This is a genomic window from Bradyrhizobium sp. P5_C11_2, from assembly GCF_054049755.1.
This window is the reverse complement of sequence record NZ_JBFULT010000190.1, coordinates 1-12,456: the sequence shown is the minus strand read 5'-3', so window position 1 is coordinate 12,456 and position 12,456 is coordinate 1. Positions and strand designations below refer to the sequence as shown.

11 protein-coding genes and 1 other RNA gene are annotated in these 12,456 nt (G+C 65.4%); 9 read left to right on the top strand and 3 right to left on the bottom strand.

The window, feature by feature from the left end; translation table 11 throughout:
• Positions 1–754, bottom strand: a 754-nt coding sequence (locus ACXJL8_RS19040) for a transglycosylase (protein ID WP_456685404.1), incomplete at its 3' end; no start/stop codon positions are given.
• A gap of 194 nt (positions 755–948) precedes the next feature.
• Positions 949–1,380, bottom strand: an RNA gene (rnpB, locus tag ACXJL8_RS19035) — RNase P RNA component class A.
• Between the two features lie 148 nt (positions 1,381–1,528).
• Here rnpB and ACXJL8_RS19030 point away from each other — a divergent pair.
• The 3 genes from ACXJL8_RS19030 to ACXJL8_RS19020 all read left to right on the top strand — a co-directional run bounded on the left by ACXJL8_RS19030 (position 1,529) and on the right by ACXJL8_RS19020 (position 3,565).
• Entirely contained in the window at positions 1,529–1,879 is a 351-nt protein-coding gene (locus ACXJL8_RS19030) for a YciI family protein (protein ID WP_027544654.1), read from the top strand.
• A 100-nt stretch (positions 1,880–1,979) separates the two neighbouring features.
• Positions 1,980–2,330, top strand: a complete 351-nt coding sequence (locus tag ACXJL8_RS19025) for a YciI family protein (RefSeq protein ID WP_011089353.1) — start codon at positions 1,980–1,982, stop codon at positions 2,328–2,330.
• Positions 2,327–3,565 (top strand): RNA polymerase sigma factor, encoded by a 1,239-nt coding sequence (locus ACXJL8_RS19020; RefSeq protein ID WP_456685403.1) that lies wholly within the window; start codon positions 2,327–2,329, stop codon positions 3,563–3,565. Before ACXJL8_RS19025 ends, ACXJL8_RS19020 begins: the two co-directional genes overlap by 4 nt.
• Before the next feature lie 113 nt (positions 3,566–3,678).
• Here the strand turns inward: ACXJL8_RS19020 and ACXJL8_RS19015 are convergent, their stop codons facing one another.
• On the bottom strand, positions 3,679–4,458 hold the full coding sequence (locus ACXJL8_RS19015; protein ID WP_456622415.1) for an N-acetylmuramoyl-L-alanine amidase: 780 nt from the start codon (positions 4,456–4,458) through the stop codon (positions 3,679–3,681).
• A 523-nt stretch (positions 4,459–4,981) separates the two neighbouring features.
• On the opposite strand from ACXJL8_RS19015, the gene rsmH reads away from it, so the two are divergent.
• The 6 genes from rsmH (at position 4,982) to mraY (ending at position 12,309) form a co-directional block, all read left to right on the top strand.
• Positions 4,982–5,971, top strand: a complete 990-nt coding sequence (gene rsmH / locus ACXJL8_RS19010) for a 16S rRNA (cytosine(1402)-N(4))-methyltransferase RsmH (protein ID WP_456622414.1) — start codon at positions 4,982–4,984, stop codon at positions 5,969–5,971.
• 3 nt (positions 5,972–5,974) lie between these two features.
• Positions 5,975–6,367, top strand: a complete 393-nt coding sequence (gene ftsL, locus ACXJL8_RS19005) for a cell division protein FtsL (RefSeq protein WP_456622413.1) — start codon at positions 5,975–5,977, stop codon at positions 6,365–6,367.
• Positions 6,364–8,106, top strand: a complete 1,743-nt coding sequence (locus ACXJL8_RS19000) for a peptidoglycan D,D-transpeptidase FtsI family protein (protein WP_456622412.1) — start codon at positions 6,364–6,366, stop codon at positions 8,104–8,106. The genes ftsL and ACXJL8_RS19000 overlap by 4 nt, the downstream gene beginning before the upstream one ends.
• Before the next feature lie 83 nt (positions 8,107–8,189).
• Complete coding sequence (locus ACXJL8_RS18995; protein ID WP_456622411.1) at positions 8,190–9,647, top strand: UDP-N-acetylmuramoyl-L-alanyl-D-glutamate--2,6-diaminopimelate ligase; 1,458 nt, start codon at positions 8,190–8,192, stop codon at positions 9,645–9,647.
• Positions 9,644–11,023, top strand: a complete 1,380-nt coding sequence (locus ACXJL8_RS18990; protein WP_456622410.1) for a UDP-N-acetylmuramoyl-tripeptide--D-alanyl-D-alanine ligase — start codon at positions 9,644–9,646, stop codon at positions 11,021–11,023. Before ACXJL8_RS18995 ends, ACXJL8_RS18990 begins: the two co-directional genes overlap by 4 nt.
• Positions 11,024–11,205: 182 nt before the next feature.
• Complete coding sequence (gene mraY, locus ACXJL8_RS18985; RefSeq protein ID WP_456685402.1) at positions 11,206–12,309, top strand: phospho-N-acetylmuramoyl-pentapeptide-transferase; 1,104 nt, start codon at positions 11,206–11,208, stop codon at positions 12,307–12,309.
• Positions 12,310–12,456: the final 147 nt, after the last annotated feature.

The window sequence follows — 12,456 nt, the reverse complement described above, 5'->3', positions numbered from 1 at the left end:
GGTAAAGATCGCTCATGTCCGGCGTCCGGTGCGTGATCCACTCGAACTGGACGCCTTCGGTAATGATTTTGTAGGCGGCCGCAACGGCGTTGTCCCGCGGGTTGCGAATCTGCCCGAAGCCGAACTTCCCGAACTCATACAAGCTCAGCTGAAACAGGCCGATATACGACCCTGTGCGTTGATTGGGGTTGAAACCGGATTCGATCTTGGCAACCGCCATCATGAAATTGAAATCGAGACCAAGCGCGTCGGAAACTCGCTTGATCTCTTCGGCCGGCGTTCCGACCGGAATGTCCTTGAACGCACGCAAGACGATCTCCGCCGGTTTCTCTGCGGGCGGCAGTTCGGACCAGACGTAGTAGATCRGATAACGGAAATCCTGCGTCGACGCCGCTTTCGGAGCATCGTTGGACGCATCGCGTTCTGCCGGCAGCGGTTGGACGATATCCTGTCCCAACGACGCCAATTTCGGCGCGACGGGTTCATCGGCGATCTCGGCTCCGGTGCTCAACGGCCCGGAACCTGCTGACGTCGCCGAGCCAAGCTCTGCTCTTTCTGCCCGAAGCGCCGCCGCAAGTCTGGCGGATGCCTCGGCGTACAAGGCAGGCGTCACCATGTACGCAGGAGCCATCATGTTCACTGCCGCTTCCGGCATGACATCCGGGTCCGTCGCGGCCGGTCTGTTTCCGCCGGCCAGATAAAGTCCCACGGATGCGATAACGCACACGATGCAGCTGGTCTGCAAAACCTTCATTGCCCGAAGTCCACGGATGGCTTCTGTACGAAGGGTGTTCGCATGTTTCCTGCGGCCTGTGGTCAGCCTCCTTTCGTAAAATCTTAAGGTTTAAATGTGGTGAACGAGGGCAGACTTTCTGCCTCTCCAAGCCAAAATGGTGAGGGGCCCGATGCGGTCAGCATCGAACCCCTCGTCACTTCCTGGTAAGTTAGGATATCAGCCGGCCTGTAAGCCGGGTTCTGTAAGGCACCGTCCGCTTGCGCGAACGATACGTGACGGCCATTCCTCTGGGACCATGTTTGCACATGGCCTCGAGCAACCTACCCGGACGGCGGGCCTGACATCGCCCCGCGGCGTTATCGCTTGCGCGAACAGCCCGCTTAAGCCGTCCCTATTCGGTTTTGCTCCCGGTGGGGTTTACCATGCCGGCTCCGTTGCCGGCGCCGCGGTGCGCTCTTACCGCACCTTTTCACCCTTACCTCGCCATAGCCCCGAAGGGCCGACGGCGGGCGGTTCGTTCTCTGTGGCACTTTCCCTGGGGTTGCCCCCGCCGGACGTTATCCGGCACCGTATGTCAAGGGAGCCCGGACTTTCCTCCCCGGCGGCCTTTCGGCACTTGCAAGGGCGGCCGTCCGGCCGACTGACGGCCTACGCATGGGCATTTGTGACGGTTTCGTCAAGCAGAGATCGTCGCGCACGCCGGCTGCAAATAATTTATCCTGAACATGTCGTTGGGCGTGGGTCCGGTTCGACTGGATGCGGGCAATCCAGCCGAGCAACAGGAGTTAAGCGATGCAGTATTTGCTGCTGATCTACCGGAACGAAGCTCAACAGAGCAAGATGGACCCCGCAGATTACCAGAAGCTGTTGGCGGAGTATTCCGCCTACACCCAGTCCATCGTCCAGAGCGGCAACTTCAAGGCCGGCGACGGGCTTCAGCCGACCTCGACTGCGACGACTGTTCGCGTTCGCGACGGCAAGATACTCGCGACCGACGGTCCCTTCGCCGAGACCCGCGAGCAGCTCGGCGGCTATTATCTCGTCGAGGCGAGAGACCTCGACGCTGCGATCGCAATGGCGGCGCGGATTCCCGGAGCCAGGGACGGATCAATCGAAGTCAGGCCCGTGATGATCTACAAATGATCTCGTCCGCTGATATCGAATAATCATCCCGAGGATGTCGTTTGATGTTGGCCCCGTTCGACTGGATGTCGGCAATCAAGCCGAACAACAGGAGTAAGCCATGCAGTACCTATTGCTGATCTACCGGAGCGAAGCGGAATTGAGCAAGATGACCCCCGCCGACCGTCAGGCGATGTCGGCAGAGTACGGCACTTATACGCAGTCCATCGTCCAGAGCGGCCATTTCAAGGCCGGCGACGGGCTTCAGCCGACCACGACCGCGACCACCGTGCGCGTGCGCGATGGCAAGACCCTGACCACCGACGGTCCGTTCGCCGAGACCCGCGAGCAACTCGGCGGCTACTATCTGGTCGAGGCCAAGGATCTGGACACCGCCATTGGGCTGGCCGCGCGGATTCCCGGGGCCAAGGAGGGATCCATCGAGGTCAGGCCGGTCATGATCTACAAGTGATCTGTCCTGCCGACATCGCTCGGATTTTTCGCGACGAGGCGGGGCGGGTGCTTGCCACGCTGATCCGCCTCGTCGGCGATTTCGATCTCGCCGAGGACGCACTCCAGGATGCCTTCGCGGTCGCGCTCGAACGCTGGTCGGCGGGCGAGGTGYCCGACAATCCGCGCGCCTGGCTCGTCAATGTCGGTCGCAACAAGGCGATCGATCGCATCCGGCGGCAGGCCGTGTTCCGCGGCAAGCAGCGGGCGCTGGTGCATGAGCTCGAGCTCAACGCTCAGGCGCCCGACGAGCCTCCGGCGACGCTTGATGACGATATGCTGCGGCTGATCTTCACGTGCTGCCATCCAGCCTTCGCCATCGAGGTCCAGGTCGCGCTGACGCTGCGCACCGTCTGCGGGCTGTCCATGGCGCAGGTCGCGCGCGCCTTCCTCGTCGGCGAGGATGCGATGGCGCAGCGCCTCGTCCGCGCCAAGCAGAAGATCAGGCTCGCCGGCATTCCTTATGAAGTGCCCGAGCACGCCGCGCTGGCGCCGCGGCTCAACGGCGTGCTCGCGGTGATCTATCTCGTCTTCACCGAAGGCTATGTTGCGACCTCGGGCGCGGATTTGATGCGGCCCGATCTCGCCGCCGAGGCAATCCGGCTCGGCCGGTTGCTTGACCGGCTGATGCCGGATCGCGCCGGGATCAAAGGCCTGCTCGCCTTGATGTTGCTGCATGATGCGCGCCGCGCCGGGCGCGAGACCGCGGCCGGCGACGTCGTGCTGCTGGAAGAGCAGGATCGTTCGCTGTGGAATCGCGTGCAGATCGAGGAAGGTCTGCGTCTCGTGGACGACGCGCTCCGCGTGCCCGGCCGCCCGCAGCCCTATGCCGTGCAGGCCGCGATCGCCGCGCTGCATGCCCGTGCGCCGAGCTACGAGCAGACCGACTGGCCGCAGATCGCCGGCCTCTACGAGGTGCTCTTGCGCATCAATCCGTCGCCGGTGATCGAGCTCAATCACGCCGCGGCCGTCTCGATGGTCGATGGTCCCGCGCGCGCGCTCGATCTCGTCGATGCGATCGCCGCGCGCGGCGGGCTCGACGGCTACGCGCTGTTGCCGGCGGTGCGTGCGGATCTGCTGCGGCGACTGGAGCGCAAGGAAGAGGCGCGCGCGGCCTATGTCGCCGCGACGGCGGCGACGCAGCTCGAGCCGCTGCGGCGGCTGTATGCGCGAAGGATGAGGGAGATGGACAACTAGCACCGTCATTCCGGGGCGATGCGAAGCATCGAGCCCGGAATCTCGAGATTCTCAGGTGCGCAATTGCGCACCATAGCTCGCACTTCGTGCGCCCCGGAATGACGGCTACGCCGTCACTTCGTCGCCACCACCGTCTCCGTCGGCAAACTCGCCAGCAGCGCCTGCAAGGTTGACAGCGTCGAGTGATCCGCGACCCCGTCCAGCCGGGCCGGGCGGAAATGGCGCTGGAAGGCGGTGACGACTTCCATGGTCGCGGCGTCGTATTTGCCGGTCAGTGGCACGCCGTAGCCGTATCGTGCCAGCGCCTGCTGCAGGCTCAGCACCTCGTCGCTGATGGTGCCGAGCATCAGGCTTTCGCCGCGCACGACGGGTGCGGGCGTCACCCAATGACCAACGCCGGAATTGGCCAGCGAATGCCACGGAAACTTTTCGCCGGGATCCTTCTTGCGCGCGGGCGCCACGTCGGAATGGCCGAGCACCCGGTGCGCCGGCACCTTGCGGCGAAGCATGATGCCGCGGCACAGCGCGATCACGGCCGCGATCTGGCGCAGCGGAAACTCGGGATAGCCCCAGTCGTGGCCGCGGTTGACGATCTCGATGCCGATCGAGCAGGAGTTGATGTCGTCCTCGCCGGCCCAGGCCGACACGCCGGCGTGCCAGGCGCGCTTGACCTCCTGCACGCATTGCACGATGCGGCCATCCTCGAGCACGACGTAGTGCGCCGACACCTCGGTGCCGGCGGAGCAGAGCCGCGCCAGCGCGCCCTCGACGTCAGGCATGCCGGTATAGTGCAGGACGATCATGTCCGGCTGCCGTCCCTTGCTGCGGTCCCCATAGTTCGGCGAGGGGATGATGTCCGACACGATGGAGGAATCGGGGTCGAACGTCCGCATGCCCGCCACCGTCTTGGGAACCGGGAGAACGCGTTGGCGCTTCGAATCAGATCCAGGTGACACGGACAAACCGGACGGCATGAGCAGCTCAAGTCGGGCAGGGACAGAAAGACAAGCCCTTCTCTTTACTATTCCTTTACCCGTCGGCGGGCGCAATCGCGCGGCGCGGTTAACGGGTGCATTTTGCGCTCTGTGTGTGGATGAAGCATCACCACCGGCGACCTTTTCGACTTGTAATCAGCCGATCAACGCTTTCTTAACGCTAAGGGCCGTTACTGAGAGGTGAAGAGCCGACCCGCGTCCGGAGGCGGCCAAGGCGTTTTTGGCTCGAAATCCCATGGCTGCCCGACAAATTCCACTGGGAACACTGGGTTTGCGGCCGGGGACGACCGGGCTCGGCAACCGTTCTGGACGAGGATTTGGTCGTGGAACCGCCGCGACGCGGAATCATTCGAGGCGTTATGGGCTTGTTCGCCCCCGATTTAACCTGGACGTTCATTTGGGCGTTCGCCGGGCGTGGCGCATGAACTCGGTTCCGCACATCCCTGTTCTCGGCCGTGAGGCCATCGACCATCTCGCACCGCGCGATGGCGGTCTCTATGTCGACGCCACCTTTGGCGCCGGGGGCTACAGCCGCGCCATCCTCGACGTGCCGGGAACCCGCCTGATCGCAATCGATCGCGACCGGACGGCGATCGCAGCCGGTTCCGAACTGGTCGAACGCTTCGCCGGCCGGCTGACGCTGGTCGAGGACCGCTTCTCCAATCTCGCCGAAGTCTGCGCGGCGCAAGGCGTCGATGCCGTCGACGGCGTCGTAATGGATGTCGGCGTCTCCTCGATGCAGCTCGACCAGGCCGGCCGCGGCTTCTCGTTCCGCCTCGACGGTCCGCTCGACATGCGGATGGGGCAGGCGGGACCGACCGCCGCCGACGTCGTCGCGCGCGCTTCGGAAGCCGATCTCGCCGACATCATCTATCTCTTCGGCGAGGAGCGGCATTCGCGCCGCGTCGCCCGCGCCATCGTGGCGGACCGGCAAGAGACGCCGTTCACGACCACGCGCGCGCTCGCCGAACTCGTCGGAAGGGTCGTGCGCTCCAAGCCCGGCGACATTCATCCCGCGACGCGGACGTTCCAGGCGCTGCGCATCTTCGTCAACGAGGAACTGGAAGAGCTTGCCACGGCGCTTGCCGGAGCCGAGCGCGTGCTCAAGCCGGGTGGGCGGCTCGTGGTGGTCTCGTTCCACTCGCTGGAAGACCGCATCGTCAAGAATTTTCTCGCCGAGCGGTCCAAAACCGGTGGTGGCTCGCGGCACCTGCCGGAAGTGGCGCAAACCGCGCCGAGCTTCGAGCTTCTGACGCGGCGGCCCGTGATCGCGGGCGAAGCCGAAGTTGCGCATAACCCGCGCGCCCGTTCCGCAAAACTGCGCGCCGCCGAGCGGACCGCCGCACCCGCGCATGACGACGGCGAGCCGTCGTCCTGGCCAAGACTCTCCGACGTGATGAGGGGGGGCTAGCGCATGCGCATCATCCACCTCTTCGTCATCGGCGCGCTGATCTTCGCGGCGGCCTATGTCTACCGGATCAAGATGGACTCCACGGCGCGCACCGAGAAGGTGCTGCGGCTGCACGCGGAAATCCGCGAGCAGCGCGATGCGATCGCGGCGCTGCGGTCGGAATGGGCCAAGCTCGATGCGCCCCTGCGCCTGCAGGGCCTCGCCGAGCGGCACCTGCCGCTGAAGCCGGTCAACGGCACGCAATATGATTCACTGAAGAACCTGCCGGAGCGTCCGCCGCGGATGTTCCGGCCGGGCGAGCCCGACCCGATCGGGGCCATGCTCAACACCATCGAAGCCGCGAGCGATCCCGATACGGTGACGGGCTCCGTGCCTCGGCCCGAGGACAAGCCATGAGCGCTGCGACTCCGGCCAAACCTGTGGAACCGTGGCGGCAGCGGCTGATCCGCAGTCTGCTCTACGGGCGCAACGTCGATCGCGCCGCGAAGGCGCGGGCGCGCGTCGGGCTCGCGATCCTCGCCTTCGCCGGGGTCTATGCGCTGATCGGCGGCCGGCTCGTGATGTTCGCGATCGGCGCCGACGCCCACAGCGCGCGGCGCGCCGCGGCGCAGGAGGTGGTCGCGACCGCGCGGCCCGACATCGTCGACCGCAACGGCGCGATCCTCGCGACCGACGTCAAGGCGTCGAGCCTGTTCGGCGAGCCGCGCCGCATCATCGACAAGGACGAGGCGATCGAGTTGCTCACCGCCACCGTGCCCGACCTCGACGAGGCCGAGGTGCGCGAGCGCCTGAAGACACGCAAGGGCTTCGTCTGGCTGAAGCGCGAGGTCACACCGAAGCAGCAGCAGGACATCCACAAGCTCGGCATTCCCGGCATCGGCTTCCTGCGCGAGAACAAGCGCGTCTATCCGACCGGCAACGAGGTCGCCCACCTCATCGGTCTCGTCAACATCGACAATCAGGGCATCGCCGGCATGGAGAAGTGGCTCGACAATCAGGGCCTCGCGGATCTCCACCGCGCCGGCTTTGCCACCGACCGGCTGCAAAAGCCGATCGAGCTGTCGATCGATTTGCGCGTCGAGCACGCGCTCCGCGACGAGCTGCTCAAGGCCAAGGACAAGTTCCACGCCAAGGCAGCCTCCGGCATCGTCTCCAACGTCAAGACCGGCGAGATCGTGGCGATGGTCTCGTTGCCGGACTTCGATCCCAACAATCCGAAGGAAGCGCACGATCCCGACCGCATCAACCGCCTGACCACAGGCGTCTACGAGATGGGCTCGACCTTCAAGGCGTTCACGCTGGCGATGGCGCTCGACTCCGGAAAGATCAATTTGAACTCGTCGTGGGATGCACGCGGAAACCTGCACTACGGCAAGTTTACCATTCACGACAGCCACTCGCTCGGGCGCTTCATCAACACCAAGGAAGTGTTCACCTATTCGTCCAACATCGGCGCCGCCCGGATCGCACTTAGCCAGGGCGTCGAGGCGCACAAGGCGTTCCTCACCAAGATGGGCCAGTTGACGCGGCTGCGTACCGAACTGCCGGAGAGCGCGGCTCCGCTGGTGCCGCGCCGCTGGGGTGAGCTGAACACGGTCACCATCGCGTTCGGTCAGGGCCTGTCGGTCGCGCCGCTCCAGGCGGTGATGGGCATCAACGCCCTGATGAACGGCGGCTATTTGATTCCGCCGACCTTCATGAAACGCAGCGAAGACGAAGCGCGGGCGATGGCCAAGCGCGTGATCAAGCAGGAGACCAGCGACAAGATGCGGTATCTGATGCGGCTCAATGCCGAAATCGGTACTGCCAAATCCGCCGACGTGAAGGGCTATTATGTCGGCGGCAAGACCGGTACGTCCGAGAAGGTCATCAACGGCCGCTATGCCAAGAAGCGGGTGCTCAACTCCTTCACCGCGATCATGCCGTCCGACGATCCGAAATATCAGATTCTCGTCATGCTGGACGAGCCGCAGGCGTTGCCCGAGACGCATGGTTTCATCACCTCGGGCTTCAACGCGGTGCCCACGGGCGGCAAGGTGATCGAGCGGATCGCGCCGCTTTTGGGGGTCGAACCCCGGTTCGATCTGCCGCCGTCCGACCGCCTTATTCTTGCAGCATCCAGGGCAACCCAGTAATCAACCGGGGTGGCCGTGGCCGCCGCTGAGTCGGTGTTTTCCGGCGGTTCGGCTTTCCGGCACGGCATGTCGACTGGACGACCATGAAACTGCGCGACCTCTTAGGCAATGATGCCGAGACCGAGCCCGCTGTCGCGGCGCTCGACGTAACCGGCGTTGCGCTCGACAGCCGTGTGGTCAAACCCGGCGATCTCTTCTTCGCACTGGCCGGCAGCAAGACCGACGGCGCGCGCTTCATCGACGCTGCGGTTGCCGCAGGGGCGGCGGCGGTCGTCGGCGACCATGCGCCGGCCAGCTCCAAGGTGCCGTTCATCGCCGTGACCAATCCGCGCCGCGCACTGGCGCTCGCGGCGGCAAGATTCTTCCCCGCGCAGCCCGCGACCATCGCGGCGGTGACCGGCACCAGCGGCAAGACCTCGGTCGCCGCGTTCACACGGCAGATCTGGGAGCGGCTGGGGCATGTCTCCGCCAGCATCGGCACCATCGGCCTCGTCTCGCCCAAGCGCACGGTCTACGGCTCGCTGACGACGCCGGATCCGATCGCGCTGCACCGGCAGCTCGATGAGATCGCGCGCGATGGCGTCACGCATCTTGCCTTCGAGGCGTCCTCGCACGGGCTCGACCAGTACCGCCTCGACGGCGTGCGCGTCTCCGCCGGCGGCTTCACCAATCTCTCGCGCGACCACATGGATTATCATCCGACCGTCGCGCATTATCTGGCGGCAAAGCTCAGGCTGTTCCGCGAACTGGTCCCGCCGGACGGTGCGGCCGCGATCTCCGCGGATCATGATTGCTCGGCTGAAGTGATCGACGCGGCGAAGGCGCGCGGCCTGCGCGTGATGGCGGTCGGCCGCAATGGCGACGGGGCAGGCGAGGGCATTGCTCTGATCGGTGCCGAGGTCGAGGGCTTTTCGCAAGTCCTCGCGGTCGAGCATCGCGGCAAGCGATACGCGATCCGGCTGCCGCTGGTTGGCGAATTCCAGATCGAGAACGCGCTGGTATCGGCCGGCCTTGCGATCGGCACCGGCAGCGACGCCGCCAATGTGTTTGCGAGCCTCGAGCATCTCGAAGGCGCCAAGGGCCGGCTGGAGCGCGTCGGCGAGCGCAACGGCGCGCCGATCTTCGTCGACTACGCGCACAAGCCCGACGCGCTGGCGAAGGCGTTGCAGGCGCTGCGGCCTTACGCGAAGCGCAGGCTGGTCGTCGTGTTCGGCGCCGGCGGCGATCGCGATGCCGGCAAGCGTCCGATCATGGGCGAGATCGCGGCGGAGAATGCCGACGGCGTCATCGTCACCGACGACAATCCGCGCAGCGAGAAGCCCGAGGCCATCCGCGCCGCGATCCTCGCCACCGCCAAGGGCGCCCGCGAGATCGGCGACCGTGCCGCGGCGATCCGCGCCGCGATCGAGGAATTGCAGGAGGGCGATGCGTTGCTCGTCGCCGGCAAGGGACACGAGACCGGGCAGATCGTCGGCGGCGAGGTGCTGCCCTTCAGTGATCACGAGGCGGTTGCCGCCGCATTAGCGACGAGGGTGGCATGAGCGCGCCAATTTGGACGGTGTCTGAGGTGGCGCGCGCGCTGGGCGCTGCCGGATCATTCCCGGATACGCCGATCGACTTCGTCACCCAGGACAGCCGGCTGGTGAAGCCGGGCAGCCTGTTCGTCGCGCTGAGCGGCACGCCGAGCGGCGGTTTCATTTCCGCCTTCGCCAGCGCGCGCGACGGCTGGGAGTTCGCGGACAAGGCGGAAGCCTCCGGCGCCGTCGCGATGATCGTGCCGCACGAGATTGCCGGCATCCGCATTCCGCAGATCGTCGTCAAGGACACGCTGATCGACGGCCTCTGGGGCCTCGCGCGCGCCGCCCGCGCGCGCTTCAACGGTCCGGTGATCGGGCTCACCGGTAGCGCGGGCAAGACCAGCACCAAGGAATATCTCGCGGCCTATCCGAACGCCTATGCGAGCCCGTCGAGCTTCAACAATTTCTGGGGTGTGCCGCTGACGCTGTGCAATGCTAGGTCCGATGCGAGCCTCTGGGTCGTCGAGATGGGCATGAACCAGCGAGGTGAGATCGCGCGGCTCAGCGAATTGACGCGGCCGACCGTGGCGCTCGTCGTCAACGTCCAGCCGGTGCATCTGGAAAAGCTCGGCTCGCTTGAAGCGATCCGCCGCGAGAAGGTGTCGATCGCGCTCGGCCTGCCCGAGGACGGCGTGCTGGTGCTGCCGACCGGGATCAAGGCGCCCGACTGGAAGGGCAAGGTGGTGCGCTTCGGCGAGAATGCCGAGGTGCACGAGATCACGCACGCCCCGCATGGCGAGAGCTGGCAGGTTGTAGCCGGGATCGGCAAGAAGGAGATCGCGTTCAGTCTGACGCCGGGCGCGCCGCACCGCGTTCAGAATGCGCTGGCAGCGCTCGCCGCGATCCGTGCGGCGAACCTCGATGCTGCGACGCTTGCGATCAAGCTCGACCGGGTCGGGATCATGACCGGCCGCGGCGTCGAGCAATTGGTCGGCGGCGTCACCGTGATCGACGACAGCTTTAACGGCAACCCGGCCAGCGTGGCTGCTGCGCTGCAAAGCCTCCAGGCCCGCCACATGGGCGGCGGCCGCCGCATTGCGGTGCTCGGCGACATGCTGGAGCTGGGCGACGACGCACCAGGCTATCACACCGGTCTCGCCGGGCATCTCGACGGCATCGACGGCGTCTACTGCGTCGGGCCGCTGATGCGGCATCTCTACGACGTGCTGCCGGCCGGCAAGGGCCTCGGCTGGCACGACGATCCCGTCACGCTGAAGCCGGGCGAGGTCGCGGGCCTGCTGAAGGCAGGCGATGTCGTGGTTGTCAAGGGCAGCAAGAAGATGTTCTGGGTCAACAAGTTTGTGCCGGCCCTAGTGGCCGCCTTGCAGGCAAAGGCGTAAACTGCTTGGAAGGCGCTGTTCCCGTTCCCACCGTTTTGCGGCGCGAAGCCGGCAGGTTTCTTAGAGGTCGCCCGACCCATGATGAAGACCAGCGCATGCGCGTGAGGCACGTCGAGGCCGGGGTGAAGGCCAGGGCTACTTGCGAAGAAGGCCGCCTGCAAAGGCGCCATAGGACCGTCTGAATGTTTTACTGGCTGATCGAACTCTCCAACACATTTCCGGGCTTCGGTGCCGTTCGCACCTTCCTCAACGTCTTCCGCTACATCACCTTCCGCACCGGCGGCGCCGTCGTCACCGGCGCGCTGTTCGTGTTCCTGTTCGGTCCCTGGATCATCGATCATCTGCGCATCCGCCAGGGCAAGGGCCAGCCGATTCGGACCGATGGCCCGCAATCGCATCTCAGCAAGAAGGGCACGCCCACCATGGGTGGGCTGATGATCCTGTCCGGCCTCACGGTCGGCACGGTGCTGTGGGCCAATCCGCTCAATCCCTACGTCTGGATCGTGCTGGCGGTCACGCTCGGCTTCGGCTTCGTCGGCTTCTATGACGATTACCTCAAGGTGACCAAGCAGACCACGACCGGGTTCGGCGGCAAGCTTCGGCTGCTGATCGAGGCGGTCATCGCGCTGGCCGCCTGCTATGCGCTGGTGCGGMTCAATCGCGATCCCGCATCGACCGCGCTGACGATACCCTTCCTCAAGGATACCGTGCTGCATTTCGGCTGGTTCTTCGTCGTCTTCGGCGCCTTCGTCATCGTCGGCGCGGGCAATGCGGTGAACCTCACCGACGGTCTCGACGGCCTCGCCATCGTGCCTGTGATGATCGCGACCGCGAGCTTCGCGATGATCGCCTATCTCGCCGGCAACGCGGTGTTCGCCGACTATCTCCAGATCAAATATGTCGCCGGCACCGGCGAGCTCGCAGTGCTCTGCGGCGCGCTGTTAGGGGCCGGCCTCGGCTTCCTCTGGTTCAACGCGCCGCCGGCCTCGATCTTCATGGGTGACACCGGCTCGCTCGCGCTCGGCGGCATGCTGGGTGCGATCGCGGTCGCGGTGAAGCACGAGATCGTGCTCGCGGTGATCGGCGGCCTGTTCGTGCTGGAGGCGGTCTCCGTCATCGTGCAGGTGGTGTCGTTCAAGTTCACCGGAAAACGGATCTTTCGCATGGCGCCGATCCATCACCATTTCGAGCAGCTCGGCTGGACCGAGCCGCAGATCGTGATCCGGTTCTGGATCATCTCGGTGATGCTGGCACTCGCCGGCCTGTCCACGCTGAAGCTGCGGTGATCTGATGGTGGCCGTTGTTTGCTGTCATTCCGGGGCTCGCGAAGCGAGAACTATGGTGCGCAATTGCGCACCTGAGAATCTCGAGATTCCGGATCGCCGCTTCGCGTCGTCCGGAATGACGGGTGTTGGGCCATGATCTCGGTCACG

Coding starts and splice junctions, on each gene's coding strand:
- ACXJL8_RS19030 (WP_027544654.1), top strand. CDS start 1,529: ATGCAGTATTTGCTGCTGATCTACCGGAACGAAGCTCAACAGAGCAAG.
- ACXJL8_RS19025 (WP_011089353.1), top strand. CDS start 1,980: ATGCAGTACCTATTGCTGATCTACCGGAGCGAAGCGGAATTGAGCAAG.
- ACXJL8_RS19015 (WP_456622415.1), bottom strand. CDS start 4,458: ATGCGGACGTTCGACCCCGATTCCTCCATCGTGTCGGACATCATCCCC.
- rsmH (WP_456622414.1), top strand. CDS start 4,982: ATGAACTCGGTTCCGCACATCCCTGTTCTCGGCCGTGAGGCCATCGAC.
- ftsL (WP_456622413.1), top strand. CDS start 5,975: ATGCGCATCATCCACCTCTTCGTCATCGGCGCGCTGATCTTCGCGGCG.
- ACXJL8_RS19000 (WP_456622412.1), top strand. CDS start 6,364: ATGAGCGCTGCGACTCCGGCCAAACCTGTGGAACCGTGGCGGCAGCGG.
- ACXJL8_RS18995 (WP_456622411.1), top strand. CDS start 8,190: ATGAAACTGCGCGACCTCTTAGGCAATGATGCCGAGACCGAGCCCGCT.
- ACXJL8_RS18990 (WP_456622410.1), top strand. CDS start 9,644: ATGAGCGCGCCAATTTGGACGGTGTCTGAGGTGGCGCGCGCGCTGGGC.